At 62.2% G+C, this 24,613-nt stretch carries 22 protein-coding genes; 9 read left to right on the forward strand and 13 right to left on the reverse strand.

What is annotated here, in order from left to right; all coding sequences use genetic code 11:
* Window positions 1-15 precede the first annotated feature (15 nt).
* Together HUS66_RS01550 and HUS66_RS01555 are read right to left on the reverse strand one after the other, a co-directional pair.
* Entirely contained in the window at window positions 16-876 is an 861-nt protein-coding gene (locus HUS66_RS01550) for a PA4780 family RIO1-like protein kinase (protein WP_175069208.1), read from the reverse strand.
* Window positions 877-1,101: 225 nt separating this feature from the next.
* Window positions 1,102-2,169 carry an NAD(P)-dependent alcohol dehydrogenase gene (locus HUS66_RS01555; protein WP_175069209.1) on the reverse strand — a complete coding sequence of 356 codons (1,068 nt, stop codon included), beginning with the start codon at window positions 2,167-2,169 and terminating at the stop codon, window positions 1,102-1,104.
* A gap of 252 nt (window positions 2,170-2,421) precedes the next feature.
* Between HUS66_RS01555 and HUS66_RS01560 the strand changes: the two genes are divergently transcribed.
* Both HUS66_RS01560 and HUS66_RS01565 read left to right on the forward strand, forming a co-directional pair.
* Entirely contained in the window at window positions 2,422-3,345 is a 924-nt protein-coding gene (locus HUS66_RS01560; RefSeq protein ID WP_175069210.1) for an AraC family transcriptional regulator, read from the forward strand.
* A 225-nt stretch (window positions 3,346-3,570) separates the two neighbouring features.
* A complete protein-coding gene (locus HUS66_RS01565) occupies window positions 3,571-6,303 on the forward strand; it encodes a bifunctional acetate--CoA ligase family protein/GNAT family N-acetyltransferase (protein ID WP_175069211.1) in 2,733 nt (910 codons plus the stop codon).
* Between the two features lie 133 nt (window positions 6,304-6,436).
* Here HUS66_RS01565 and HUS66_RS01570 read toward each other — a convergent pair whose 3' ends face one another.
* Together HUS66_RS01570 and dbpA are read right to left on the reverse strand one after the other, a co-directional pair.
* Window positions 6,437-6,712, reverse strand: coding sequence for a YrhK family protein (locus HUS66_RS01570; protein ID WP_175069212.1), 276 nt, complete (start codon window positions 6,710-6,712; stop codon window positions 6,437-6,439).
* A gap of 79 nt (window positions 6,713-6,791) precedes the next feature.
* Window positions 6,792-8,183, reverse strand: coding sequence for an ATP-dependent RNA helicase DbpA (gene dbpA / locus HUS66_RS01575; protein WP_175069213.1), 1,392 nt, complete (start codon window positions 8,181-8,183; stop codon window positions 6,792-6,794).
* A gap of 168 nt (window positions 8,184-8,351) precedes the next feature.
* Between dbpA and HUS66_RS01580 the strand changes: the two genes are divergently transcribed.
* A complete protein-coding gene (locus tag HUS66_RS01580; protein WP_175069214.1) occupies window positions 8,352-9,068 on the forward strand; it encodes a YebC/PmpR family DNA-binding transcriptional regulator in 717 nt (238 codons plus the stop codon).
* Between the two features lie 135 nt (window positions 9,069-9,203).
* On the opposite strand, the gene HUS66_RS01585 is transcribed toward HUS66_RS01580, so the two are convergent.
* From HUS66_RS01585 to HUS66_RS01595, 3 genes are all read right to left on the reverse strand, one after another.
* A complete protein-coding gene (locus tag HUS66_RS01585) occupies window positions 9,204-10,934 on the reverse strand; it encodes a PAS domain-containing protein (protein WP_175069215.1) in 1,731 nt (576 codons plus the stop codon).
* Window positions 10,931-11,074: a hypothetical protein gene (locus HUS66_RS01590; protein WP_175069216.1), complete on the reverse strand. Its 144-nt coding sequence runs from the start codon at window positions 11,072-11,074 to the stop codon at window positions 10,931-10,933. The genes HUS66_RS01585 and HUS66_RS01590 overlap by 4 nt, the downstream gene beginning before the upstream one ends.
* Window positions 11,075-11,206: 132 nt before the next feature.
* Window positions 11,207-12,517, reverse strand: a complete 1,311-nt coding sequence (locus HUS66_RS01595; RefSeq protein ID WP_175069217.1) for a sensor domain-containing protein — start codon at window positions 12,515-12,517, stop codon at window positions 11,207-11,209.
* A 179-nt stretch (window positions 12,518-12,696) separates the two neighbouring features.
* On the opposite strand from HUS66_RS01595, the gene mltF reads away from it, so the two are divergent.
* Window positions 12,697-14,139: a membrane-bound lytic murein transglycosylase MltF gene (gene mltF, locus HUS66_RS01600; protein WP_175069218.1), complete on the forward strand. Its 1,443-nt coding sequence runs from the start codon at window positions 12,697-12,699 to the stop codon at window positions 14,137-14,139.
* An 8-nt stretch (window positions 14,140-14,147) separates the two neighbouring features.
* Here the strand turns inward: mltF and HUS66_RS01605 are convergent, their stop codons facing one another.
* The gene (locus tag HUS66_RS01605; protein WP_175069219.1) at window positions 14,148-15,152 is read right to left on the reverse strand and encodes a zinc-binding alcohol dehydrogenase family protein; all 1,005 of its coding nucleotides are present in this window, start codon (window positions 15,150-15,152) and stop codon (window positions 14,148-14,150) included.
* Window positions 15,153-15,360: 208 nt separating this feature from the next.
* Here HUS66_RS01605 and HUS66_RS01610 point away from each other — a divergent pair, with 208 nt between their 5' ends.
* The 4 genes from HUS66_RS01610 to HUS66_RS01625 all read left to right on the forward strand — a co-directional run bounded on the left by HUS66_RS01610 (window position 15,361) and on the right by HUS66_RS01625 (window position 17,968).
* Window positions 15,361-15,729, forward strand: a complete 369-nt coding sequence (locus HUS66_RS01610; protein WP_425340063.1) for a winged helix-turn-helix transcriptional regulator — start codon at window positions 15,361-15,363, stop codon at window positions 15,727-15,729.
* Between the two features lie 188 nt (window positions 15,730-15,917).
* Window positions 15,918-16,229, forward strand: coding sequence for a hypothetical protein (locus HUS66_RS01615; RefSeq protein ID WP_175069220.1), 312 nt, complete (start codon window positions 15,918-15,920; stop codon window positions 16,227-16,229).
* Between the two features lie 753 nt (window positions 16,230-16,982).
* Window positions 16,983-17,636, forward strand: coding sequence for a hypothetical protein (locus tag HUS66_RS01620; protein WP_175069221.1), 654 nt, complete (start codon window positions 16,983-16,985; stop codon window positions 17,634-17,636).
* Between the two features lie 116 nt (window positions 17,637-17,752).
* Entirely contained in the window at window positions 17,753-17,968 is a 216-nt protein-coding gene (locus HUS66_RS01625) for a TIGR02450 family Trp-rich protein (RefSeq protein ID WP_175069222.1), read from the forward strand.
* 115 nt (window positions 17,969-18,083) lie between these two features.
* Here the strand turns inward: HUS66_RS01625 and HUS66_RS01630 are convergent, their stop codons facing one another.
* The 3 genes from HUS66_RS01630 to HUS66_RS01640 all read right to left on the reverse strand — a co-directional run bounded on the left by HUS66_RS01630 (window position 18,084) and on the right by HUS66_RS01640 (window position 21,495).
* Window positions 18,084-19,334 (reverse strand): dicarboxylate/amino acid:cation symporter, encoded by a 1,251-nt coding sequence (locus HUS66_RS01630; RefSeq protein WP_175069223.1) that lies wholly within the window; start codon window positions 19,332-19,334, stop codon window positions 18,084-18,086.
* 232 nt (window positions 19,335-19,566) lie between these two features.
* On the reverse strand, window positions 19,567-20,442 hold the full coding sequence (gene yghU / locus HUS66_RS01635; RefSeq protein WP_175069224.1) for a glutathione-dependent disulfide-bond oxidoreductase: 876 nt from the start codon (window positions 20,440-20,442) through the stop codon (window positions 19,567-19,569).
* Between the two features lie 141 nt (window positions 20,443-20,583).
* Window positions 20,584-21,495 carry a putative RNA methyltransferase gene (locus tag HUS66_RS01640; RefSeq protein WP_175069225.1) on the reverse strand — a complete coding sequence of 304 codons (912 nt, stop codon included), beginning with the start codon at window positions 21,493-21,495 and terminating at the stop codon, window positions 20,584-20,586.
* Between the two features lie 138 nt (window positions 21,496-21,633).
* Between HUS66_RS01640 and HUS66_RS01645 the strand changes: the two genes are divergently transcribed.
* Entirely contained in the window at window positions 21,634-21,840 is a 207-nt protein-coding gene (locus HUS66_RS01645) for a hypothetical protein (protein WP_175069226.1), read from the forward strand.
* Between the two features lie 19 nt (window positions 21,841-21,859).
* Here HUS66_RS01645 and HUS66_RS01650 read toward each other — a convergent pair whose 3' ends face one another.
* Window positions 21,860-23,578, reverse strand: coding sequence for a mechanosensitive ion channel family protein (locus tag HUS66_RS01650; protein WP_175069227.1), 1,719 nt, complete (start codon window positions 23,576-23,578; stop codon window positions 21,860-21,862).
* Window positions 23,579-23,727: 149 nt separating this feature from the next.
* Window positions 23,728-24,528, reverse strand: a complete 801-nt coding sequence (locus HUS66_RS01655; RefSeq protein ID WP_175069228.1) for a delta-class carbonic anhydrase — start codon at window positions 24,526-24,528, stop codon at window positions 23,728-23,730.
* Window positions 24,529-24,613: the final 85 nt, after the last annotated feature.

A 24,613-nucleotide genomic window follows, 5' to 3' on the forward strand; every position in this document is an offset into this window, starting at 1 on the left:
GCCCAAGGGGCGGGCTCAGCGGTTCTCTTCGTCATCGGCGGCGACACGGTCCCGACGATCGCTTTCCTCTTCGATGACGTCATCGATGACCGCCATCAGGTCATCGACATCGACCTCGTGAGTATCGTGGACGAAGCGACCGGTCAGTTGACTGTCCGGCGTCAGCTCGCCGGCCTCGAAGCGGGCCCAGATTTCGTGGCCGTACTCGGTTTCCAGCAGCGCCGGGGCGAAGCGGCCGAAATAGGCGCGCATGCGATCCACGTCCCGGCGCAGCATCATCGCCGCGCTATTGTTGCCGGCGGCATCCACCGCCTGAGGCAGGTCGATGATCACCGGCCCAGCGGCATCGAGCAGCACGTTGAATTCCGAAAGGTCACCGTGCACCAGGCCCGCACACAGCATGCGCACCACCTCGCGGATCACCTGGTCATGGTAGGCCAGTGCCTCGGCCTCGCTCAGCTCGCAGTCGTCCAGGCGCGGCGCGGCGCTGCCTTCGGCGTCGGCGACCAGCTCCATCAGCAGCACGCCGTCGATGAAGCCATGGGGCTCAGGGACACGCACCCCGGCCGACGCCAGGCGATAGAGGGCATCGACCTCGGCATTCAACCAGGCGGATTCCTGCTCCTGCTGACCGTAACGGGTCTTCTTCGCCATCGCCCGGGCGCGACGACTGTTACGCACCTTGCGACCTTCCTGATATTGCACCGCCTGCTTGAAACTACGCTGGCGGGCTTCCTTGAACACCTTGGCACAGCGCAGGGTGTCGCCGCAGCGCACCACATAGACATTGGCTTCCTTGCCGCTCATCAGCTGACCTTCCACGGCGTCGATCATGCCATCGTCGACGAGCGGTTGCAGTCTCTTGGGTATCTTCATAACGCCTTCACGGGCCCTGCCTTACCGGTTGCGCGCCCATGAGTCAGGCGCTGCGTGCATCATCGCATGTTCACGGGGCCAGTGGGTAAACCCGCACAGGCAAAATGTGGTCGGCGCCATGGCAGCGCTACGCGCTCAGGGACTCACAGCGGTTTTACGCCTCTACACGAAAACGCCCGCCACGGCAAAGCCGAGGCGGGCGCAGAGGGCTTATCAGCGAACGGATCAGGCCGCTGAAGCATCCTTGAGGCTGGCCATGTCGATGACGAAGCGATACTTCACGTCGCCCTTCTGCATGCGCTCGAAGGCCTCATTGATGTTCTGGATATCGACCATCTCGATATCACAGCTAATGTCATGCTCGGCGCAGAAATTCAGCACTTCCTGGGTTTCCGCCATGCCGCCGATCAGCGAACCGGCCAGCACACGGCGCTTCATCACCAGGTTACCGCCCACCAGCGCCGGGTCCACTTCCTGGATCAGGCCGACCAGGATGTGAGTGCCGTCGTACTTCAGCGTCGCCAGGTAGGGATTGAGGTCGTGGGGCACCGGCACGGTGTCGAGCAGGAAGTCGAAGTGCTCGGCCGCGGCCGCCATCTGCTCCTCGTCGGTGGAGACGATGACATGATCGGCGCCCTGCTTCTTGGCCTCGCCTACCTTGGACTCCGAGCGGGTGAACAGGGTGACCTCGCAGCCCAGCGCCTTGGCAAACTTGACGCCCATGTGGCCAAGACCGCCCATGCCGATGATGCCGACCCGATCACCGGCCTTGACGCCATAGTGGCGCAGCGGCGAATAGGTGGTGATGCCGGCACACAGCATCGGGGCCGCCACAGCAGGATCGAGCTTATCGGGAATCGAGACCACGAAGCGCTCGCTGACAACGACTGAGTCGGAGTAGCCGCCCTGGGTCATGGTGCCGTCGTGGCGATCCGGGCTGCCATAGGTCATGGTCATGCCTTCCAGGCAATACTGCTCCAGATCGTCCTTGCAGGCATTGCAGTGGCGGCAGGAATCCACCATGCAGCCCACACCGACCACATCGCCGACCTTGTATTGGGTGACATCGCTACCCACCGCGGTGACGCGACCGACGATCTCGTGGCCCGGCACCAGCGGATACTGGCTCATGCCCCAGTCGTTGCGGGCGAAGTGCAGGTCAGAGTGGCAGACCCCGCAGTAGTCGATCTCGATGGACACGTCGTCCGGGCGCGGCGTACGGCGCTCGAAGCTGAACGGGGCGAGGTCCGACTCGGCCGAATGGGCGGCATAAGCGTTGGCTTGATGGCTCATGAGTTGCGTGTCCTCCTGAGAGAGTTGGGCTCATGCAAATGATGAGAGGTCATCATTGTGGCCCTGTGACCACATCACTACGACAAACGATCCTGCGCCATTTTTGCCTATTCCTACAAATCAGGACGCCCAGTAGCGGGTTTTCTCGCCAAAAACGGCATGATTCAGTCATCATGGGGTTGTGTCGCCTATCTGTAGCCCAGCAGCTCAGGCGAACCGCCTTTGATGGCCCACTTTCGACAGGAATCGCCCATGTCGCTCTCTTCCCGCCTGATGACGCTGATCAAACCACTGATCGATCGCGATGGCTTCACCCAAAGCGAAGTGCCTGCGGTCTCGCTGATGGCCTGCCACCACCAGGTACCGCGCACCCCACTGGTGTACGAACCTAGCCTGGTGATCGTGATCCAGGGCCGCAAGATCGGCTATCTCGGTGACCGCGAGATTCACTACGACCCGGGCCAGTACCTGGTACAGACTCTGCCACTGCCCTTCGAGTGCGAGACCTTTGCCTCACCCGACGCACCGCTGCTGGGGCTCTCCGTGCGCATCGATCCGGCGCTGCTCAGCGAGCTGGTACTCGAGATGACCGGCATTGAAACAGGGCTCGACACCGGGGTCGACGCCATATCGCCCTCAAACGAACCACTGCCGATGGCCTCGGTGGCGATGACCGCCAGCATGCAGGAAGCGGTCGTGCGGCTGCTGCGTGCCCTGAACGACCCGCTGGATGCACGCGTGATGGGCGAAGCCCGGGTGCGGGAAGTCATCTTCGAGGCCTTGAAGGGCGAACAGGGCGCGGCGCTGCGCGCGCTGGTGAATCATCAGGGTCACTATTCTCAGATCATCCAGGCACTGACCCAGATGCATGCCGACGTCACCCAGAATGCCTCGGTCGAGGTGCTGGCCCGGGACGCCCACATGAGCGTCTCGTCGTTCCATCAACACTTCAAGCAGGTGACCCGCGCCACGCCGCTGCAATACCTGAAGCGACTGCGCCTGATCAAGGCGCGCCAGCTACTGAGCCATGACGACCTGAACGTCAACCAGACCGCCGATGCGGTGGGCTATCGCAGCGTTGCCCAGTTCAGCCGCGACTACAAACGCACCTTCGGCGCCAGCCCCCTGCAGGATCGCCGCCAGAACCGCAGCCTGACCGATGCCGACGCCAGCTGATCGCTCACGGCGGCAGGCGCCGGCCCTGTCCACCGGCCCTGTCCACCAGCCCTATCCACCGGCCCTATCCTGGCTCGACCTGAGGTGACCGGGTCTGACTTGATCCCGGTCAGGGTCAGCGCCGAGCGCATCGGCTAGGCTGAGACCTGGTGACTATTTATACCGCCCCAGTTATGCCGTCCCAGTTATGCCGTCCCAGGCTAATGCCAAAAAGTGAGCGCCGACGTGTCGATCCGCAATCTGGATGCCCTGTTCACCCCCTCTTCCATCGCCCTGATCGGCGCCAGCAACCACCAAAACTCGGTGGGTGCGGTGCTGGCCAAGAACCTCTATGAGGGCGGCTTCAAAGGGCCGGTGATGACCGTCAACCCGCATGAGACCGCAATCCGCTCGACCCTCAACTACCGCTCGGTGGCCGAACTGCCGATCGCCCCGGACCTCGCCGTGATCTGCACCCCGCCGCACACGGTGGTGGAACTGGTCAGTGAACTTGGCGAGCGAGGCTGTCGCGCCGCGGTGGTGATCACGGCAGGCTTTGGTGAAGGCAACCATGCCGAGGGCCAGGCACTCAAGCAAGCGGTGCTGGACGCCGCACGGCCTCACCAGATGCGCATCATCGGTCCCAACTGCCTGGGGATCATGGCGCCCCATGCCGGCATCAATGCCAGCTTCGCCCATATCGCAGCGCCCCCCGGCAACCTGGCCTTCGTCACCCAGTCCGGCGCGGTGGCCACCTCGGTACTCGACTGGGCCGTGAACCGCGGCATCGGCTTTTCGCACATGTCGTCACTAGGCGCGATGAGCGATGTCGACTTCGGCGACATGCTCTATTACCTGGCACTCGATCCGCACACCCACGCGATCCTGCTCTATGTCGAGGCGGTTAGCGAAGCCCGCAAGTTCCTCTCGGCGGCGCGCATGGCCTCGCGCAACAAGCCGGTCGTGGTGGTCAAGGCCGGTCGCAGCGACGACGGCGCCCGGGCGGCGTTATCGCATACCGGCGCCATGGCCGGCGCCGATGCGGTCTATGATGCCGCCTTCCGTCGCGCCGGCATGTTGAGAGTCAAGACACTCGATGAGCTGTTCCAGGCGGTGGGCACCCTGGCCTCCGGCACGCGGGTCAAGGGTGACCGGCTGGCGGTACTGACCAATGGCGGCGGCATCGGCGTACTGGCAGTGGACGAGCTTGCCGAGGACAACGGCCGGTTAGCCACGCTGTCCCCGGCGACCCTCGCCCACCTGGACACTCGCCTGCCGGCCACCTGGTCCCACGGCAACCCGGTGGATATCCTTGGCGACGCTCCGGGTGAGCGCTATGTGGTGGCGCTGGAGGCGCTGATCGAGGCCGATGACGCCGACGCCATCCTGATCATCAACTGCCCGACCGCGGTAGCCGACAGTTTTGAGGCCGCCCAGGCGGTGATCAACACCCTGGATGCCCGTCACCTACCGGTACTCAATTGCTGGTTGGGCGAAGCCGCTGGCGCCAAGGCACGCCGGCTCTTCGCCGACCGGCACCTGCCCTTCTATGACACGCCCGAGCAGGCGGTGCAGGCCTTCGGCCACCTGTGGCAGCACCATCGCAACCAAGAACTGCTGATGGAAACGCCCCCGGCGGTGACGGACCTACCCGAGGACGCGCCGACCAAGGCCAATGCGATCATCGACAGGGTACTCGTCGAGGGCCGCGAGGTGCTTACCGAACCCGAAGCCAGCGCCCTGCTGGCCGCGTTCGGGGTGCCGGTGGTGCCCGCCCGCCAAGCCCGGGACGGCGAAGAGGCCGCCCGCTTCGCCGCCGAGCTGGGCGTCCCCGCGGTGGTGAAGATTCTGTCGCAGGACATCAGCCACAAGTCCGATGTGGGCGGCGTAAAAATAGACCTGACCTCCCGAGAGGCCGTGCGCCAGGCCACCGACGATATGCTGGGCCGGGTACGTCAGTCACACCCCGAGGCACGCATCGACGGGGTCAACGTGCAGCCGATGATCCGCCGTCCCGGTGCCTTCGAGTTGATCCTGGGCGTCGCCGAAGACCCGATCTTCGGCCCGGTGATGCTGTTTGGCCAGGGAGGCACAGGCGTGGAAGTGATCGGCGACCGGGTTATCGGTCTGCCGCCGCTGAATCCCTTGCTGGCACGAGACATGATCCAGCGCACCCGGGTATCGCGGCTGCTCGAGGGCTATCGCGATCGCCCCGCCGTGGATATCGAGGCCATCGTGTTGGCGCTGGTCAAGCTATCTCAGCTCGTCGCCTGCCTGCCGCGGGTGGTGTCGCTGGACATCAACCCGCTGCTGGCCGATGCCAGCGGCGTGATCGCCCTGGATGCCCGGGTCGTGGTGCGCAATGCCAGCAAGCCCCGGGTACCAATGACCATTCGCCCCTATCCACGGGAGCTCGCACACGACATCGTCACCCAGACCGGCCAGCACTACCGCCTGCGACCGATCCGCCCCGAGGACGAAGACGCCCTGGTGGAGATGCTCAGGCGCTCCGACCGCAGCGATATCCGGCTTCGCTTCTTCGCCGCGATCAAGCGCTTCGACCATGCCTTCGCCGCCCGCCTGACGCAGCTCGACTACGAGCGCGAAATGGCCTTCATCGCCCAGCCTCAAAACGCCGATAGCATTCTCGGCGCCGTTCATCTGATCGCCGAGCCCAATCAGGAGCGCGCCGAATTCGCGGTAATGGTCAGAAGCGACATGAAGCAGTCGGGGCTGGGCTACTGCCTGATGCAGGCGATGCTCGACCACGCAAAACGCATGGGTATCAGCTGGGTAGAGGGCGAGGTAATGCTGGAAAACGCAGCCATGCGCAGCATGGCCAGGGAGCTCGGCTTCAAGGAACAGACGTTGGACCCCGGAACCGACTCGGTGACCATCCTGCTCAAGCTCGATCACGGCGCAGACGACGGCTCCGACGTTGGCAAGGACGTTGGCAAGACCACTGCCCCGGAAGGCTAAGCGAGGGCTCTCCTAACGGTTACGAGCATGGTACCGGGAACGATTCCAAGCACGATTCCGAGGGCGGGGCTCGGCCACAGACACCGCCCCCACCCATGCGGAGTGAGCCAAACCCGACTTAACGCGCCGCTGGCTACCCATCCTCGTGGATGTCGGGAATACGCTGCAAATGCAGATGGCGCGCCAGACGAATCGCCGGGCGCACCAGGAACTGAAAACTGCCGATGATGAACATCCAGATCGCCAGATGCTCCTGCTCGGGATACAGGAACAGAATGCTGCCCGCCAGAAACCACAGCGCAATCAACACGTCGTTGAAGATGCTCAACGCCTCGTAGCGCTGGCGGATAATCAGTTCCTCATGGCCCAGATGCAGGGTAAGCGAGTTTTCGGGTCGTTGCTGGGCCATGCGCGCCTCCTGATAACTATCGTGTAATCGTCATCAAACCGTGTGTGAAGGTACTGACAATCGACTGAGGGTTCCGTGCCTAACGGCTGACCCGCCGAGCGCGGAAAGAACGCCCCTTGAGCTTGCCATTGGCGAGCTGGTCGAGAGCCGCCTGGGCCTGTTCGCGGCGAACGGCAACGAAAGTGCTGCGATCCAGCACCTTGATCTTGCCGACCGCATCCCCGGACAAACCGCCCTCGCCGGTCAGGGCACCGAGGATATCGCCGGGGCGCACCTTCTGCTTGCGCCCGCCGTCGATCTGCAACGTGACCATCGGCGGCGCTGGGGGCGTCTCAGCAAGCGCCTGGCGAGACGGCAGCGCCTCAGGCGCAAAGGCCTCACCCAGGCGCTCGCCAAGCTTCTCGAGGCGAAAGGCCTCCTTCGGGCCATAGAGGGTGCAGGCCATGCCGCTGCTCCCGGCCCGGCCCGTTCGGCCGATACGGTGCACGTGCACCTCGAGTTCGCGGGCGATACCGTAGTTGAAGACCGCATCCAGGGCATCGATATCCAGGCCGCGAGCGGCCACGTCGGTAGCAACCAGGATCGAGGCGCTCTGGTTGGCGAACAGCACCAGGGTGCGATCCCGGTCGCGCTGCTCGAGATCCCCGTGCAAGGCCAGGGCGCTGAAGCCGTGCTCGCAAAGCGCTTCGGCCACTTCACGCGTCTCGCGCTTGGTGTTGCAGAACACCACGCTGGTGGCGGGTCGGTGAGTCAGCAGCAAGAGACGCAGGGCCTCGAAGCGTGCATTCTCGTCGGCTACCTGGAAGAAGTGCTGCCGGATACTGGCGCTATCGTGGGTCGACTCGACCTCAACGGTGACCGGCCCGCGCATCAGCGACTCGGCGATCGGGCGAATGGCATCGGTATAGGTGGCGCTGAACAGCAGCGTCTGGCGCTCCTCAGGCGTGACGCCGATGATCGCCTCCAGGGCTTCCTTGAAGCCCATGTCAAGCATGCGATCGGCTTCATCGAGCACCAGGGTCGAGAGCGCATCGAGGGACAGGGTGCCCTTGCGCAGATGTTCTTCGACCCGGCCGGGCGTGCCGACGACCAGATGGGCGCCGTGTTCCAGCGAGCCTCGCTGCGGGCCGAAGGGAGCCCCCCCGCACAGGGTCAGCACCTTGACGTTAGGCAGCGCGCGGGCCAGGCGGCGCAGCTCGCCGGCCACCTGGTCGGCAAGCTCACGGGTCGGGCACAGCACCAGTCCCTGGACATCCAGACGCGTGAGATCGAGTCTCGATAAAAGCCCCAGACCGAAGGCCGCGGTCTTCCCCGAGCCGGTCTTGCCGCGCCCGATCACGTCGCGGCCATCGAGCATCGGCGGCAGGCTCTGGGCCTGAATCGGCGTCATGGAGTGGTAGCCCAGCGCGTCGAGATTGGTCAGCAGCGCATCGGCCAGTGGCAGGCACGCGAAGGAGGTAGCATCAGACACGGTGGGGGATCCTTGGCAGCGGGAAAAAGCGAGGACGGGCAGGATACCAGACCCTTGGCGTGATCGTCTGGAAACCGCGCGGCATCTTACGCTAACAAATACCCCTGTTACCGATTTCGGTTGTTCAGTAAGATTTCCGCTTCGATCACGACGCAACAGGATGACACGATGGGCAGGGCCTTCCAGAACCGCAAGGAATCCATGGCCAAGACGGCCGATGCGAAAACCAAGGTCTACAGCAAGTACGGCCGTGAGATTTACGTGGTGGCCAAGTCGGGCGGCACCGACCCCAGCAGCAACCTGACGCTGCGCGGCCTGATCGAGCGTGCCAAGAAGGATCAGGTGCCTTCGCACGTGATCGACAAGGCGCTGGACAAGGCCGCCGGCGCCGGTGGCGAGGACTTCTCGCCGGCCCGTTACGAAGGCTTCGGCCCGGCCAGTTGCATGATCATTGTCGAGTGCCTGACCGATAACCCCAACCGCACCTTCGGCGACGTGCGCAACGCCTTCAACAAGGGCAAGGGCAAGATCGGCACGCCGGGCAGCGTCAGCCATATGTTCGACCACTGTGCGATCCTGCGCTTTGTCGGCGAGGACGAAGAGGACGTGCTGGAGTCACTGATGGGAGCCGATGTCGATGTCACCGACATCGAGAACGAGGACGGCCACATCACCGTTTTTGCGCCGCATACCGAGTATGCCAAGGCCAAGCAGGCGCTGATCGACGCTTACGGCGAGCTGGACTTCGAAGTCGACGAAATTCAGTTCCTGCCCCAGACCCATACCCCGGTCGAGGGCGATGACGTGGCACCGTTCGAGAAACTTCTCGATATGCTCAACGACCTGGACGACGTACAGAACGTCTACCACAACGCCGAGCTGTAAGCCTACCGCGCCGGGCTCACTCACAGCCCGGCGCACGCCCCTATCTCCGCCTGTTCCTTTGGCACCCAGCGGGCATGACGCCGGCCAGCCAGCATGCTGAACTAGTCAATATTGAGAGCTAGTCAATATTGAGAGCTAGGCAATCTCGCGAAACAGGATCACGTAGCGCCTCCTTTGGTCACGAATGACGCCATTCGCCGTGACCCGCACCGACCGCAACTCCCCATCACGCCGCTCAAACTGACACGCCTTTTCCCAGCGCTTGTCCTGATCTAGCGTGGCGACCAGATCGGGATGCACCATCAGAAACAGCCGCATGGCCGAACGGGCCTCTTCCTCCGGGAAGCCGCTCATCTCAGCAAAGGCGCTGTTGGCGATCAGCACCCGCTGCTGCTCGTCGAGCACGATGGCCGCAGCGCGGGTCTCGGCAAGCGCCTCCTTGGTCAGGTCAAGCTCCGTCTCGATCTGTTCGAGGTCGGTGATATCGGTGGCGATGCCGCCGATCAGGTAAGGCGCGCCGTGATCATCGATGATCGGGTACTTGCTGAACAGAAAGCTCCGTATACCCGAAGGTGTGGTGAGCACCTGCTTGTATTTGACCGGCTCACAGCTAAGCAGCACGTGACGATCCATCGCCAGCGCATATTCCATGATCTCGTGGTCGAGCACTTCCCACATCGGCCGCCCCAACAGCTGTTGCGGCGTAGTGTTCAAGGCCTTGGCATATTGCTGGTTAACCAGGCAATAGCTGTGGTCCAGGTCTTTGAGAAAGATCAGGTCGGGGGAATGCTCGATGATGCCGGCCAGATACTTGTCGCGCTCGTGGATACGCCGCAGGATCTCCTCGAAGGCCCGACCGACTCGGTTAACCTCCTCGAAGTGGCCGTCCTTGAAGGGCTTGGGCGCCCCGCTATCAGGCACCTGCTCAGCGTAGCGGGTCAGACTGCCCAGCGCGCTGGACGTCAGCCGGTTGACCACCAACATCATGATGACGCCGAGCGCTACCACCATCAGGGTGGCATATACCAGATTGGCGCTATAAAGGTCGCGCAAGGCATGGTAGCTATCGCTGGGCAGCACCGTGAGGAGCCGGTAGTCCCCACTCCTGCCGACCTTCAGTACATGCTCGCGCAAAATGCCCGCCGGGGTGATAAGCACCTCATCATCGGAGGCTTTCAGGGCCTTGAGCTGCTGCAAGGCATTCGCACCACTCTCCAGCGAATCGAGGACCGTGCCCTTGTGACTCAACGCAATCGCACGGGCGCCGAACATCGACTGTAGTTCGTTGAGAATCCAGAAGTTGTCGTTGAGCAGCACGAAGGTATGCAAGCGGCCAACCACCTCGCCAAGCAGTGGCTCGACCACCGGCAGCGTGAGCCGCAGCAGGCTATAGTGCTTCTGTTGAGCATTAGCCCCGATATCGGCGTCGACGGTGACCCAACTGCCCATCCTCGACTCTGAACGACTCAGCGCCTCAAGCGGCAGTTTCAGGTTCTGCAGGCTGGCGTTGGGGGCTACCTGAAATTGGCCATCGTGTTCTACCACCATGGCATCGATATAGCGCGAAGAGCTGTCCTGCATCAGTCCCTGCAAGGCTTGGCCCAGCAGCGCGTTATCGTCAAGCATCAGGGCCCGCTCAAGCGCCGCGGACTGGCTGACCTTCTCGCTGTACTGACGGATATTGCGGAAATGACCCTCGACAACGCTATCCAGCATGCGCTGGTCGCTAGCATGCGCATGCTCCGCCTCATGCTGCAGCGCGCGCTCCGCTCCCAGATAAGCGGTCGCCAGCAAGGTCAGCGACACACCCGCAAGCATCGCCAGCACCAGCGCCAGCAACAGCCGCGAGAAACGCCAGGTCCTCACTCGGGGGCTCCTGCGGCATGCTCGCTCGCCACGGCGTCATCGCCGTTGCTAAGGCGAAACGCCGGGCGTGCGAAATACCTGAGTACCTCGGGAGACACCGCGCAGCGCGCGCCACGATTCCTGTAGTAAATGAGTGACATGCGAGCCTGCTAGGTAGCGACATGAAATCGTGCGGTGGCCTAGTGCACAGCTATTGAGGGTGTACGTCTCTACCCACCTCAAGCAAGACAGAACCCCTCAGCGCCGAGCACGATTGTTTGGCGAAGCTGCGCTCAACTTACGCATCTCTTGACGGCGTACATATCGGTATCGGCATGACGGAACAGCTGCCGGCGATCACTCCCCTGCTCGGGGTAGAGCGCGGTGCCAATGCTCACCGTTATATCGACCTCGAGCAGTTGACCGCCCAGGCAAAAAGGCTCAGCAAGCGCCGCACGAATCTTGTCCGCCACGACGATGACGGCGGCCTGGTCTGCGATACCGGTCAGCAGCACCGTGAACTCATCACCGCCCATGCGCCCCACCATGTCCGACTCGCGCACGGCACCTTCGAGGCGGCGAGCCACCTCGCAAAGCAGTTCATCGCCCGCCTCGTGACCCAGGGTGTCATTGATGCCCTTGAAGCCATTCAGATCCAAATAAAGGAGCGCCAAATGCTCGCGCGAGCGATAGGCACGCTTCAAGCACATGTCGAAATGCTGATTGAAAAGCATGCGGTTGGGCAGCTCGGTCAGCGGATCATGACGCGCCATGTGTTCAAGGCGGGCCTCTGTCTGCTTGCGCGAGATAGCGGCGGCGACCTGAGTGGACACGAACTGCAAGAGCGCTTTTCCCTCTTCAGTGTAGCGAATGCCATCGGTATAGCTCTGCATGACCACGGCACCGATCACCCCCGCCTGAGAAATCAGCGGCACGCCCAGCCAGTCGACCCATTCCTGGCCCTGCGCCTCGGCCTGCTCAGCGGTGATCAATAACGCCTGGCCAAGGTGAATGACGTCATAGAGAGGGGTGCCGGGTGCGAGCGGCTGCGATGCTGGCAAAGGCACACGCTCATCGATGTAATAAGGGAAGCTCAGCCAGCCCTTTGCCGCATCGAACAGAACCACCTGGAAGTTGTCTGCCGGCAGCAGTTCGCCAATCACCCGGTGAATCTGCCGGTAGAGATCGACCAGGCCATCGGTCTGATACGCCGCTTCGGAAATCCGGTAGATCGCCTGCTGCACGCGCTCCGCTCGCTTGATCTCGGTGATGTCTCGCGCCACCGCCAAACGAATGCGCTCTTCCTCCAGCCAACGCGCCGTCCACATGATATCGACGGCATGCCCATCCCTGTGGATGTAGCGGTTCTCGAAATGCATCTTGAGCTGGCCTTCCATCACCTCGGCGGCGGTCGCCAGCGTGCGTTGCCGGTCGTCCGGATGAACCAGGTCGATCATGGCCGTGCCAATCAATTCCTGCTGGGAGTAGCCAAGAATGCGCTCGCAGGCGGAGCTGATGAAAACGAAACGCCCCTCGACATCGACCGCACAGACTGCGTCAGGCAATAGATCCAGCAGTTTGTCGAGAAGCAGCTCTGAATTCATATCGTCTCAATCCTAGGTCAGCAAGGCAGGCTTGAGCAGTCACGATTCGTTGCACGGCACTCAGGCAAGCCGCCGTTGAGAAGGCAGCGGCGTTAGGCTGTTAATGTAAAAGACTTCTCCCAGGTATTCGAATGATTGTGCGTTTTCCATACGAATATCATCGGCTAAGGAGCAACCTAATGACCCGATCCGCGCTGGGCACCCTGCTGGCAGCGGCCCTGTTCATGCTCGTGGGCTGTGGCGAATCATCAGCTCCCACAGCACAACTGGCCGCTCCCGACGAGACGGGCATCCTCAAGGTAGCCACGCGCAACGGCGCCACTACCTACTATTTCAACCGCCACGAAAATCCCGCCGGCCCTGAATTCGACCTGACACGTCGCTTCGCCGAAGATCGAGGCTGGGAGATCGAATGGTCGGTCTTTGATTCCACCTCCCAGGTGCTCGAGGCCCTCGAGGCCGGCAGGGTGCATTTGGCCGCCGCGGGGCTGACCCAGTTGCCCAGCCGGGATCAGCGCTTCACGCCGGGACCCGGCCATACCGGTATCGTCGAACAGCTGGTCTGCCACCGGGACATGCGACCCCTGCCCCGCCAAATCGAGGAGTTGACCGGCGTGGAGATTCGCGTCACCGCAGCGTCAAGCTACTCCCAGCAGCTCACCTCGCTGGTCAATGAACAGACCGGCATCAGCTTCGAGGAAGACCCGCGCTCCACCGAGGTGCTGCTGGAAGCCGTGGCCAACCGAACGCTGGACTGTACCGTCGCCGACTCCAATATCGTCAGAGTGGTGCGTCGCCACTTCCCGCACCTGGAAGTCGCCATGAACCTGACCGCCGGCAGCACCCTGGGCTGGTACCTGCCTAACGGACTGGAGGCGCTGGCCGACCAGGCAACAGACTGGATGGATAGCGACGCCGGCCACGCTGCCATCGAGGCAATGAACGAGCGCTACTACGACTATATCGGCGAGTTCGATTTCGTTGACCTGCGAGCCCTGAACCGTCGCATCGACGACCGATTGCCGAACTTCATCGACCTGTTTCTCGAGGCAGAGAGAAGCACCGGCATGTCGGCCGACCTGCTGGCCGCCCTGGCCTATCAAGAGTCCCACTGGGACCCCAGCGCCGTCTCCCCTACCGGCGTGCGCGGCATCATGATGCTGACCCGCAACACCGCCGAGTCGCTGGGCGTCGCCAATCGCCTGGATCCCAAGGCCGCCATCGACGGCGGCGCCCGCTATCTGGCCGACCGCCATGCGCGACTGCCCGAGGATATTCCCGAACCGGACCGCACCTATCTGGCGCTTGCCAGCTACAACATTGGCCGCGGCCACTTGCTGGATGCCCGCGAACTGGCTCGCAGCCTGGGCAAGAATCCGGATTCCTGGGAAGACATGAAAGAGATACTCCCGCTCAAGGCCGACAAGCGCTACTACCCGCAGACGCGCTACGGCTATGCCCGCGGCTACGAGCCGGTTCACTACGTCAAGCGCATCCGCAACTACATGGACATCATCGCCCCTGCCATCGACCCGTATGAGCTTGCCGAGGCCGACACGCAGGCGGCACAGGCGCTGTCCGAGGATGCCTCACAAGCCCCCAGAGCATCGCAGGACGGCTGAAGAAGGCATCAGAAGCCGCGCAGTACGATCTTGCCGCGCCCCTTGCCGGACTCCAGCAGCGCATGGGCGCGCAGCAGGTTCTCGGCGTTGATGGTGCCGAACTCTTCGGCAAGGGTGGTGGTCAGCTCGCCGCGGTCGACCATATCGGCGACTCGCTCGAGCAGCCGGTGCTGTTCGATCATATCCGCCGTCTGGAAGAGTGAACGAGTGAACATGAACTCCCAATGCACCGATACGCTCTTGCGCTTGAACGGCATGATGTCGAAGGACGCAGGATCATCGATCACCGCGAGTCGGCCCTGAGGTGCGATCAGCTCGGCGACCGCGGCCAGGTGCTGGTCGGTATGGGTCAGGCTCGCCACATAGTTCACGGGAGGAAGGTTGGCGGCTTTCAGCTCGTCGACCAGCGACTGATGGTGGTCAATGACATGGTCTGCGCCCAGTTCCTGAGCCCAGGCACGGGTTTCCGGCCTTGACGCAGTCGCGATCACGGTCAGGTCGGTAAGCTGCTTGGCGAGCTGGATCATGATCGAGCCCACGCCGCCCGACGCGCCGATGATCAGCAGCGAGCCGGCGTTTTCCTTGGGCACCTGCAGGCGATCGAAGAGCATCTCCCAGGCGGTGATCGTGGTCAGCGGCAACGCCGCCGCCTCGGCAAAACCTAACGATGTCGGCATCCTGGAGACGATGCGCTCATCGACCTGATGGAACTGCGCATTGGTGCCGCTGCGATCGACGGCGCCGGCGTACCAGACCTTGTCGCCGGGCTGGAACAGGCTCACATCCTCACCGACGGCCTCGACCACGCCGGCGGCATCCCAGCCCAGCACCTTGTACTCGCCGCCCTCGGGCGACACGTTCTGACGAATCTTGGTATCGACCGGATTGACCGAGACGGCCTCGACGCGCACCAGAAGATCGCGCCCCTGGGCCTCGGGGGTCGGCAGCTCGATATCCTCGAGCGCTCCGGCGGCAGTAACCGGCAGCGACTGCTTGTAACCAACGGCTTTCATATCGGGCTCCTATCGGCAGGTGTATTGCCGACCGAGTATAGGGGTACCATGGTGACGAACAAGTATGCACATTCCTGTGCGGTAGTGACCTTTCCGTGCCTTAGTTCCCCTGAAACCCCTGGGTACACTTTTGTATACTGCAAGCAACGGGCAAGGCCCCGCCCCGTAACACTCGACCAGGCGACACTCGAACAGGCGATACCCGAACATGGATCATAAAAACATGCGGCATCAGAGCTACGCCTGCAGCTTCGGCTGCTCCGTGGAAGCCGCCATCGAAGCCATCGGCGGCAAGTGGAAGGGCGTGATTCTCTTCCACCTGACGGATGGCACCAAGCGCTTCAACGAATTGCGCCGGCTGATGCCGTCGGTGACCCAGCGCATGCTGACCAAACAGCTACGCGAGCTGGAGCGCGACGGCATCGTCCACCGGCACGTCTATGCCGAAGTGCCGCCCAGGGTCGAATACCGCCTGACCGCCTTCGGCGAGACCCTCGAGCCGATCCTCAAGGAACTGGAAGCCTGGGGCAGCCAGTACCTGGACAAACTATCGGCGCTGCGAAGCGCGGACGAATAGTAGGCACGGACGAACTGAGAGCAGTTGCTCACTTCTCAGAGCACGTCATTAAAGACATCGACGCCTCGGCACAACAACACAGTGCTGGATCAGCAGCCAAAACCCTGTATGCTGACCGTGCACCACCGACAGTCAATGGAGTAGGCATCACGATCGATCATTCTTACCAAGCCAGCACGGAGGTTTTCATGAAGGTATATCGACCTGAATGGCAGTGCACGTTTAACGTAAACGAAGGCGTGGAAGAAACAGCCGGTTGGAAGGAACGCATCGCCTGGAGCATCAGGGCGCTTGCCAACAGGCTGGATGGTGGCGGACGTACGATCCAGATTGACTGCGATGTGACCCCTCGGGTGAGCCAGGAAGACGTCGATGTTTGCCTGGGCAAAGGCTTCGAGGTGACGCATAGCCTGCTCACCCAGCTTGCTCATCAAGCCGCCTGCGAAGACGTCATGCGTGACGCCAAGGCAGAGCTTTACGAGGAAAACACGCAGCATTGAGGGAAGCGACTGGCGTGAACGCACTGGCCTGAAAGAGCTGGTGTGACAGAACCTGGCAAGAATGCAAGTTGCTCGTTCGCAAGTGAAGCAGAGCATCTGTTTGATCGCACAAGGCCCTCAGTACCGGGGTCTCCGCACCGGGTTCTCCACACTTGTTACACTGTACGTTAGCCATTGCACGTGAGCAGGGAAGCTGCGAAAGCGATAGCCGATAGAGAGTTAATCGAAGCAAGCTAGACCGCCACGACACCCCATTCAGCCACGCTGGATGGGGTGTTTTCGTTCTGGCCCTTGCAACCGCCGCCGTGTTGGGACCAGCAGCAATCCCGTCCCGATATGCAGCCAGGTGCCCAGGCGCTCGGCAAGCTGGCTCACCACTTCCCCCGCTCGAGTGGAGCCCATGAAATGGCTGAAAATGATCTGGCCGATCACCATCTGTAAGCTGGCGAGTGGACGAGCCGGCGTCAACAAAATGTGCGGCAGGCCATGTCATGGGTGCGGTAAAAGAGCGCACTCAAGCCCTTGACGGTTGATTCAGATCAAGCGCGGGAGCAACATTCCTTCGCATGAGCTGCCCGCTAATTACCGCGCTGATAGCCAGTTTCGCCGTCATTCATTTCGACATTTTTCGGTATCCGGCTCGCGGTCCTGTCGCCGACCAACGTGACGAAAGGTTGTTAAGAAAGCTTCAAGGACACCAGGGCAGTCAGTTTTCATCACAGTGATGTGTCAGCGCATAAGGAGCCTAGTGACATGCTGAGTATTCTGATCTTCTTCCTGATTTATGCCGGCGTTTCGATTGCCGTTTATCAGCTGTATGACATCTATCATAGCCAGAACTTCGCTGACGAAGAGAAACGGGCACGCATCGGCGGGCAGGAAATTGAAGACCTGGCGCATCAGGCCAAGGAATACCGCGAAACCGGCTCATCAACGGGATTCATCAAAGGTGTGAAGGCCTTCTTCGGTAGCGACTTCGACCCGCGGATAGCGCTGGCCGCCTTCTCTCAAGGCGACAAGCTCCCCAACGTGGAACCGCTGCTGCGCCGGAAAAGCAACATCACCTGCAACGGCAAGATCCGTATTCGTCATCCCTTCGGCATCACGACCAACCCGCCGACGAAGGACTCACGGGGCGTTGCTATCGCCCTCATCATCATCAACTGCCTGCTGGCCCTGTTCCTGGGGGGCCTTAGCGTCTACTCCATCGGCTACGATGTACCGGCAGCCTGGATGCATGATGAATCGATCCTGATGCTGCTGATCTACGCGCTGATCCTGTTCACGCACTTGATTGCCAGAGCCGACAATTATCTGAGTGACCTCTATCAGATCGGCAAGTTGAATCGCCACTTCCCCGCCCGGCCGCTGAACCAGCAGCCGCAGGATGACGGCCTGTCTACGTGAGGCCATGCCTTTCTATCAATTGAGACATTACGCCCCCCGACCACAGCGTCAGGGGGCGTTTTTGGATACGGCGAAACCGCCTGTTCAAGACAGAAAAACGCAGGAGTGCAGCACCGATGCACAGGATCAACCCCGAAAAGCTTCAGCAAAGCAAGTGGACCGCCGTTGCGCCCAAGCACAAGGAAAAGCACTTCATGGTGACCAAGCTGGTGCGCGACGAGGAAGAAAAGGTGGTGCAGGTGGTACTGGAAGCCGTGCTCACCCGCCGGGAATTCACCCTGCCCTGGCAGGCGCTCAAGGATGACGAGACCTGGCGGATGGGCTGGAAGTAAGCGCCCTGTATCGGCGCTTCTTCCCTCCGCCAGTTCCCTCCGCCAGGCGGCAGTTCCACCGGGTGACGGGGGCTCCCAGCGTCTATCTAGAGGCCAGGAGCCGAATAGCCCGCCCTTAGGCCGTTGAGGCCGACGCCTCGGGCTGGGCAGTATGCTTGTCTTCCGTCCGGGAAATGATCGAGGTGCCGACCAGATCCCCCGTGACGTTGAGCGCGGTGCAGCCCATGCCCACCAGGGCATCGATGGAGGCCAACAGCGCCACTGTTTCGATCGGCAGCCCCACCTGAGCGAAGACCGTCGCGATCATCACGATACCGGCCCCCGGCACCCCGGCGGTCCCGATCGAGGTCAGGGTACCGATCAGCACGATCTGGGCCATGCTGATCAGATCCAGCGGCGCGCCGATCACATTGGCCGCGAACACCGCCGAAATCGCGATGCGAATCGCCGCGCCATCCATGTTGATGGTCGCCCCCAGCGGCAGGCTGAAGCCGTACAGGCTGCGCGCATGGCCGAGGCGACGTGAGGCATTCAGCGTCAACGGCAACGTGCCGGAGCTGCTCTGGGTGGCGAAGGCCGTGGCCATCGGCGTGCGGGCCTCGCGGAAGAAGGCGCGCAACCGAACGCCGAACAGCTTCATCAACACCCCGTAGACGACCAGCTGCGCCGCCAGCGCGATGTAGAGCACCGCCACCATGTCACCCAGCGACAGCAGCGTTTCCATGCCCTGCTGGCCGACCGTCTTGGCAACGATCGCAAACACGCCGATCGGCACATAATGGAGCACGCCGGACATGACCTTGAGGGTCACTTCGTTCAGTGCCTCGATCACGCCATACAGCCGCTCGCCGAGCGCGGCGTGGCTATCGGAGTTGCGCAGCATCAACAGCGCGATGCCGAATGCCATCGCCGTGAAGATGATGCCCAGCAGGTTGCCATCGACGAACGCCGCGACGATGTTATCCGGCACGATGTTCAGCAGCACGTTGGCGATACCCGGGTTATCGGGCACGCTGACCTGGGCGCTTTCATCCAGCGTCATGCCGCTGCCGGGGGCAAAGAAGGTCGCCACCGCCAGCCCGACCATGATCGCCAGCGCCGAGGTCACCACGTAGTAGCCGAACAGCTTACGACCCAAACGCCCCGTACTGCCAAGCGGCGCCTGGTTGATGCCGACCATCAGCGTGAACAGCACGATCGGCACGATCAGAAACTTCAAGAGCCGCAGCAGCAGCTCACCAAAGGGCGCCAGCCACTGGGCGGCGTCCTGACCACCCAGCAGGCCAACGACCACACCCAGCACCAGCGCGATGCTGACGCGAAGAATCAGCGATGCCTCCATATAGGTGCGCAGCAGCGCTTTCATAACCTAGCTCCCATCATGACGTTCCTCCCGAGCCCTCAACCAGCCGTGATGCTCACTGCCGGCGGCGGTGGTCGGTATTGTTAACGGTTAACCTCGCCCAGGGGTGAAAATTGGCAAAGCCACCAACAGGACAGCGCCCACAAGGCATTCCTCATGGGCGCTGGATGATTCAAAGGCCATTTGGCTGCCGCGCGATCATCGCGGCCGGCAGCGCTGGCCCCTAGTCCTAGTCCTAGCCTTGGCTTTCGAGCTTGTCCTGGGTCTTCAACTCGAAATCGCTTGGGTCGTGGCGCTCGTGGAGCTGCATCTCCGGCTCGCCGAAGGTGCGGTTGACCATCCGCCCGCGAGTGACCGCCGGGCGCTCATCGATCTGCTTGGCCCAGCGCAGCACGTGGGTGTATTCCTGCACCTGCAGGAACTCAGCGGCGTCATACAGCCGACCCAGCACCAGCTGGCCGTACCAGGCCCAGTTGGCGATATCGGCGATGGTGTACTCATCCCCGGCCAGGTACTCGGACTCCGCCAGGCGACGGTCCAGCACGTCGAGCTGACGCTTGGTCTCCATGGCATAGCGGTTGATCGGGTACTCGAGCTTCTCCGGCGCATAGGCGTAGAAGTGACCGAAGCCGCCGCCCAGGAAGGGCGCGCTGCCCATCTGCCAGAACAGCCAGTTCAAGGTCTCGGTGCGAGCCGTCAGGCTATCCGGCAGGAACTCACCGAAGCGCTCGGCGAGATACAAAAGGATGGCGCCGGATTCGAAGACCCGGGTCGCGGGCGCGGTGCTGTGATCCAGCAGCGCCGGAATCTTCGAGTTCGGGTTGATCTCCACGAAGCCGCTGCCGAACTGATCGCCATCACCGATGCGGATCAGCCAGGCATCGTACTCGGCATCCTTGTGGCCAAGCGCCAGCAGCTCCTCGAACATCACCGTGGCCTTCACACCGTTGGGCGTGCCCATGGAATAGAGCTGGAAGGGGTGCTTGCCGACCGGCAGCTCCTTGTCATGAGTCGGCCCGGCGATGGGCCGGTTGGTGCTGGCAAAGGTACCGCCGCTAGCCTTTTCCCAGGTCCAAACCTTCGGTGGAACGTACTCGTTGCCTTGGCTCATGAAGCGCTCCTCGGTATCGGATGACGATATCAAATGACGGTATCAAATGATTTGGTTTACCCACCTAGGTGGGGGCACGTTAGCTTGCTATCAACCTGTGACAAAAATATAGCGTGCGATAGTTTCGCGCCGGAATCTACCTCAGCCCTCACCAGCGCGCCCCAGCCGAGACAACCGCACATCCACCGTAACGGTCAGCGCCTCCAGCGCCGCGGCCTTCTCGCGGCCCTCCGCGCTGGCGCGGTGCAGGTGCGGGGTCATTGCCAGCAGATCGGCGATGGCATCGACGCCCTCAAGCTCGAGCGAATAGCGAATACTCTCTGTGGCCAAGGCCGTGAACCCTTCCGGCGCCTGAGTACCTTCCTCGCGCTCGGGTTTCAGGCTCGGGTAGATGATCTCGCGCAGCTCGCGCAGGTGATCCGGCCCGGCCTCGACCATCAGCAGCGCGCCGCCTGGCTTCAGCACGCGAGCGAACTCCGGGTACACAGGAAAGCCGAACATGCACAGCACGACATCCAGCGTGCCGGGCTGCACCGGCAGGTTAGCGTTGCTGCCCACCACCCAGCTGGCTTGCTGGCCTGCCTGCTTGCCTTGCTTGGCGGCGGCGAGCACCGCCCACTTGGAGATATCCACACCCAGTTGCGCCAGGCTTTGCCCATCACCTGTCGTTTCGCCTGTTGCCTCACCCCAGGCCTTGGCCAGCTCGCGCAGGTAATAGCCTTCACCGCAGCCGGCATCCAGGCAGCTTGGGGAGGCAATGCCAGCATCATCGCGAGGCACATCGTTCTCCAAGTGGCTCAGCGCGACCCGGCTGACGGCCTCGGCAATCGGCCGGTAGTGGCCGGCATTCAGGAAACGCTGACGCGCCGCCACCATCTCCTTGCTGTCGCCGGGATCGTGGGAGCGCTTCTTCTGCACCGGCAGCAGGTGCACATAGCCCTGCTTGGCGATATCGAAACTGTGGCCGACGCCGCAGCGCCAGGTGCTGCCGCTCCTGTGCAACAAGTCGCCGTCCAGCGGGCAGGCCAGCGCCTGAAAGGGGATGGTGTTCATGTCTTGCCTCACCGACTGATGATGAATGCCTTACGCAAGCTGAGTCACGCTTGCTTGTGGCTTGCTGGCGGAGCTGACCGGCCCCGCGAACACAAAGAACCCGCCGAATGGCGGGCTCCTGTCGGCCAGCGGCGAGCGATGCTCGAGCGCTCAGTCATGCTCTACGGCGGCGATGATAACATTCCCCACCACGGCACCGGCAGCGACCTGCCACCCTCACGCCCCTGGCGCCGCCTGCTGCTTTCTTCGCCACCTGGCCAGGGCGCGCCGCGCGCACGCTTGAACACCTCGCACTGTGTAACGGCCAGCTTCTCGGCCAGCATTCCGGGTGGCACCCAGGGCTAGAGCATCATGCCACTAGCCCTCAGCGAGGCGGTTCGGCGTCCTTGTCGGCCGCAGGCTCGGGCTTGTCATCGCCCGCGATATCGTGACGGCTGATGACCATCGCCGATCTCGGCCACCACTCGGGGTGGCGATCGCGAATGAAGGCCATCATCTTCTCGCGCACATTCATTTCCGCGACCCAGCCACTGTGGGGGTCTGAGGTCATCAGGAAGCAGGTGATCGTCTGGACCATCTCGACTTGTCCCGTCACGTAACACGATAGCTTGTGATGCTCGATGACGTTGTCTTCCGCTTGCGCGAACTCCAGGAATTTTTCTCTCAGACACTCGATATCGGCGCTTAGGTGCAGGGGGATTTCCAGACACCTGTATTCCTTGGTGCTCTTGACCGAGAGGTTCTCGAAGGGCCGGGAGATGAAGTAGGTGACCGGCACGATCAAGCGCCGCTCGTTCCAGGCCCGCAGGCGAATGAAGGTGTAGAAGATGCCTTCCACATAGCACCACTCACCCTCGAATTGCACCAGGTCGCCGATGCGGATGGACTTGGCCAGCGACAGCTGGAACGAGGAGATGATATTGCCAAGCACCGCCTGGCCGGCGATACCCACCAGCACCGTCAGCACACTGGCCGACGCCAGCAGGGACAGCCCTAGCGTCTCGAAGAGCTGGATCTGACTGAGAACATAGATGGTAACGGCGGTGACCGAGATCAGGATGATGATCCGGCGCAGGGCATAGAGCGTGGTCAGGAATTTGCGTTCATCCTTGGGTTTGGTGTCATCGATCTGCCCCGTCAGACGACGAATCATCTTCAGCATCAGGGTATCGACGAGGCGAATCGCCACCGTGCCGGCTCCCCAGGCCAGTATGGCGATCAGCAGCACCCGGAAGGAGGTGGTGGCCACGGCCGAGAACGAGACCACATAGTTGAGCAGCACCTGGGTGATCAGCGACATGGCGATGAGCGCCAGGGGCACCTTGATGCGGCTGACGAAAATGCTGGGCGCACCGGACGGTAGCCAGCGTGTCGCGATCCCGGCCAGGCCGAAGATGCCGTACCCCACCAGCCCCACGGTCATCAGAAACACCGGGATGGCGATCCACTCCCAAATCTTGAGCACCCCGAACGAGGCCTTGAAGCGCTTCGGGATATAGGCTTCGACCCAGGAAGGGCCGTATCGCTCATAGAGCACCGGAACCGATGACACGCTCTCCGGCATGACCAGCCACACCGGTTCCTCGTCGTCTACCCGGTACCGGCCCAAGCGAATGTCATAGGTTTCGCCATTGGCCTTCAGCGATGCCAGCTTCAGGTTGCGACGCGGCTTGCCGGCCTGGGTGTTCTTCCCCGATGCGTCTTCAATGGCGGCATCCTGGCGCCCGGAGAGGTCGGACACCTGCAGCAACTCGCCACGCTTGAGCACTTCGGCCAGCTGTCGGGCCAACTGGGCCCCCTGCTGCTGTTGCTCCGCTGGGGGCACATCAGAAAGGTTAAGGACATGGGCCGCCGCCGCGAAGTCTTCCTTTTCGGTCAACGCCTGAAAACTCCGGATCGACTGCCGAGGCGTGACGCGCTCCACCGCCTCGGGTGGCGCATCCAGTCCCACGTTGAGCGAATCGACGACGAACCAGCGGGTTTCCTCGCTGTCTTCGCTGGACGTTTGAGCGATCGCCACGCTGGATAACGTCAGCGCCACCACGGCCACTAGCCACCGTCGCCATAGACCCTTTGTCTTCATACGCGCCTTATCCTGTGCGATGGGATACCCACCTATGCCCGCGGCCAGCCTGGCTCAGCGGCGATATAAAGGAATACGCTCTCGAATCAACGAAGCGCTGACGCAACATGCCCGGCAAAGCGTTTCACCAGCAACGCTGATTCATGCAACTATCTTGAAAGCGGTGACAGCAGGTCCGGGTTAACCACCAGGTTCCTCACCCCGTGAGCATGATCTTCCGCGAAGACATTGCCTTGGCACCATTGTCCCACGGAGTGGATATTCACCTTGGTGACCTCGGGGCGAACGTTCCAGGTGACCTGAAAGGGCGACCCGATCTCATTATATGCCGGCCCCGTCGTCGAGCCCGCATATTGCACCGGCTCGCCGGTGTCGGCGGGGATATTCAACGCCTGGTGCAGGCCGTCTTGCATTCCGTGTTCGGTCAGTTCGCCGAAGTTCCGGGCGGCGTTGTCGCTGACCAGCGCGTACACCTGCGTCTCTACGCGTAACTGCGGGTTCTTGTTGGCTGCATTCATGCACGCGCCCAGCGTCGGACCCGGCTCGACCTGGGCCGTCGAGTAAACGTAATGCACTTCGATGGTGTCACCCGGCACGAGGTTGCCATGCTCGCTTGGACACACCGCCTCGCTGACAGGCCTAAGCTCTGACTCACTGAAGTCGCCCGCATAGCGATAGCCACTGTGATAACCATGACCATCGCCATTGCCGGCGTACTCGGTAAACTCCCCGCCCTTGTGCTCGGCATTCTTGTGGAAGTGAATGTTGCACAGATTCATCGCCTGGGCGGGAGGAGCAGCGCTGAAAGCCACCGGGTTGTTTCCGGCGCTCGAGTCGATATCACGGGGTGACTGCGGGCCGAACCCAGCGCCCTCGGTGCTCTCTTTGAGCATCTCACGCTGCTGTTCGATGACGCGGTCGGCCACATCGGGGGGGGCTGGCGGGCGCATCCTTGGCACTCACACAGACAGGCAAACTGGATAGCGTAACCAACACGGCGAGTATATTGCGCTTCATTGCATCTCTATCAGGTTG

Source organism: Onishia taeanensis, assembly GCF_013349955.1.
In the GTDB taxonomy this organism is placed as follows: Bacteria; Pseudomonadota; Gammaproteobacteria; order Pseudomonadales; family Halomonadaceae; genus Onishia; species Onishia taeanensis_B.

Excerpts from the sequence above, each read along its gene's own strand:
- HUS66_RS01550 (WP_175069208.1), bottom strand. The coding sequence starts at position 876 with ATGAAGATACCCAAGAGACTGCAACCGCTCGTCGACGATGGCATGATC.
- HUS66_RS01555 (WP_175069209.1), bottom strand. The coding sequence starts at position 2,169 with ATGAGCCATCAAGCCAACGCTTATGCCGCCCATTCGGCCGAGTCGGAC.
- HUS66_RS01560 (WP_175069210.1), top strand. The coding sequence starts at position 2,422 with ATGTCGCTCTCTTCCCGCCTGATGACGCTGATCAAACCACTGATCGAT.
- HUS66_RS01570 (WP_175069212.1), bottom strand. The coding sequence starts at position 6,712 with ATGGCCCAGCAACGACCCGAAAACTCGCTTACCCTGCATCTGGGCCAT.
- HUS66_RS01580 (WP_175069214.1), top strand. The coding sequence starts at position 8,352 with ATGGGCAGGGCCTTCCAGAACCGCAAGGAATCCATGGCCAAGACGGCC.
- HUS66_RS01590 (WP_175069216.1), bottom strand. The coding sequence starts at position 11,074 with ATGTCACTCATTTACTACAGGAATCGTGGCGCGCGCTGCGCGGTGTCT.
- HUS66_RS01595 (WP_175069217.1), bottom strand. The coding sequence starts at position 12,517 with ATGAATTCAGAGCTGCTTCTCGACAAACTGCTGGATCTATTGCCTGAC.
- mltF (WP_175069218.1), top strand. The coding sequence starts at position 12,697 with ATGACCCGATCCGCGCTGGGCACCCTGCTGGCAGCGGCCCTGTTCATG.
- HUS66_RS01605 (WP_175069219.1), bottom strand. The coding sequence starts at position 15,152 with ATGAAAGCCGTTGGTTACAAGCAGTCGCTGCCGGTTACTGCCGCCGGA.
- HUS66_RS01610 (WP_425340063.1), top strand. The coding sequence starts at position 15,361 with ATGGATCATAAAAACATGCGGCATCAGAGCTACGCCTGCAGCTTCGGC.
- HUS66_RS01615 (WP_175069220.1), top strand. The coding sequence starts at position 15,918 with ATGAAGGTATATCGACCTGAATGGCAGTGCACGTTTAACGTAAACGAA.
- HUS66_RS01620 (WP_175069221.1), top strand. The coding sequence starts at position 16,983 with ATGCTGAGTATTCTGATCTTCTTCCTGATTTATGCCGGCGTTTCGATT.
- HUS66_RS01625 (WP_175069222.1), top strand. The coding sequence starts at position 17,753 with ATGCACAGGATCAACCCCGAAAAGCTTCAGCAAAGCAAGTGGACCGCC.
- HUS66_RS01630 (WP_175069223.1), bottom strand. The coding sequence starts at position 19,334 with ATGAAAGCGCTGCTGCGCACCTATATGGAGGCATCGCTGATTCTTCGC.
- yghU (WP_175069224.1), bottom strand. The coding sequence starts at position 20,442 with ATGAGCCAAGGCAACGAGTACGTTCCACCGAAGGTTTGGACCTGGGAA.
- HUS66_RS01640 (WP_175069225.1), bottom strand. The coding sequence starts at position 21,495 with ATGAACACCATCCCCTTTCAGGCGCTGGCCTGCCCGCTGGACGGCGAC.
- HUS66_RS01645 (WP_175069226.1), top strand. The coding sequence starts at position 21,634 with ATGCTCGAGCGCTCAGTCATGCTCTACGGCGGCGATGATAACATTCCC.
- HUS66_RS01650 (WP_175069227.1), bottom strand. The coding sequence starts at position 23,578 with ATGAAGACAAAGGGTCTATGGCGACGGTGGCTAGTGGCCGTGGTGGCG.
- HUS66_RS01655 (WP_175069228.1), bottom strand. The coding sequence starts at position 24,528 with ATGCGCCCGCCAGCCCCCCCCGATGTGGCCGACCGCGTCATCGAACAG.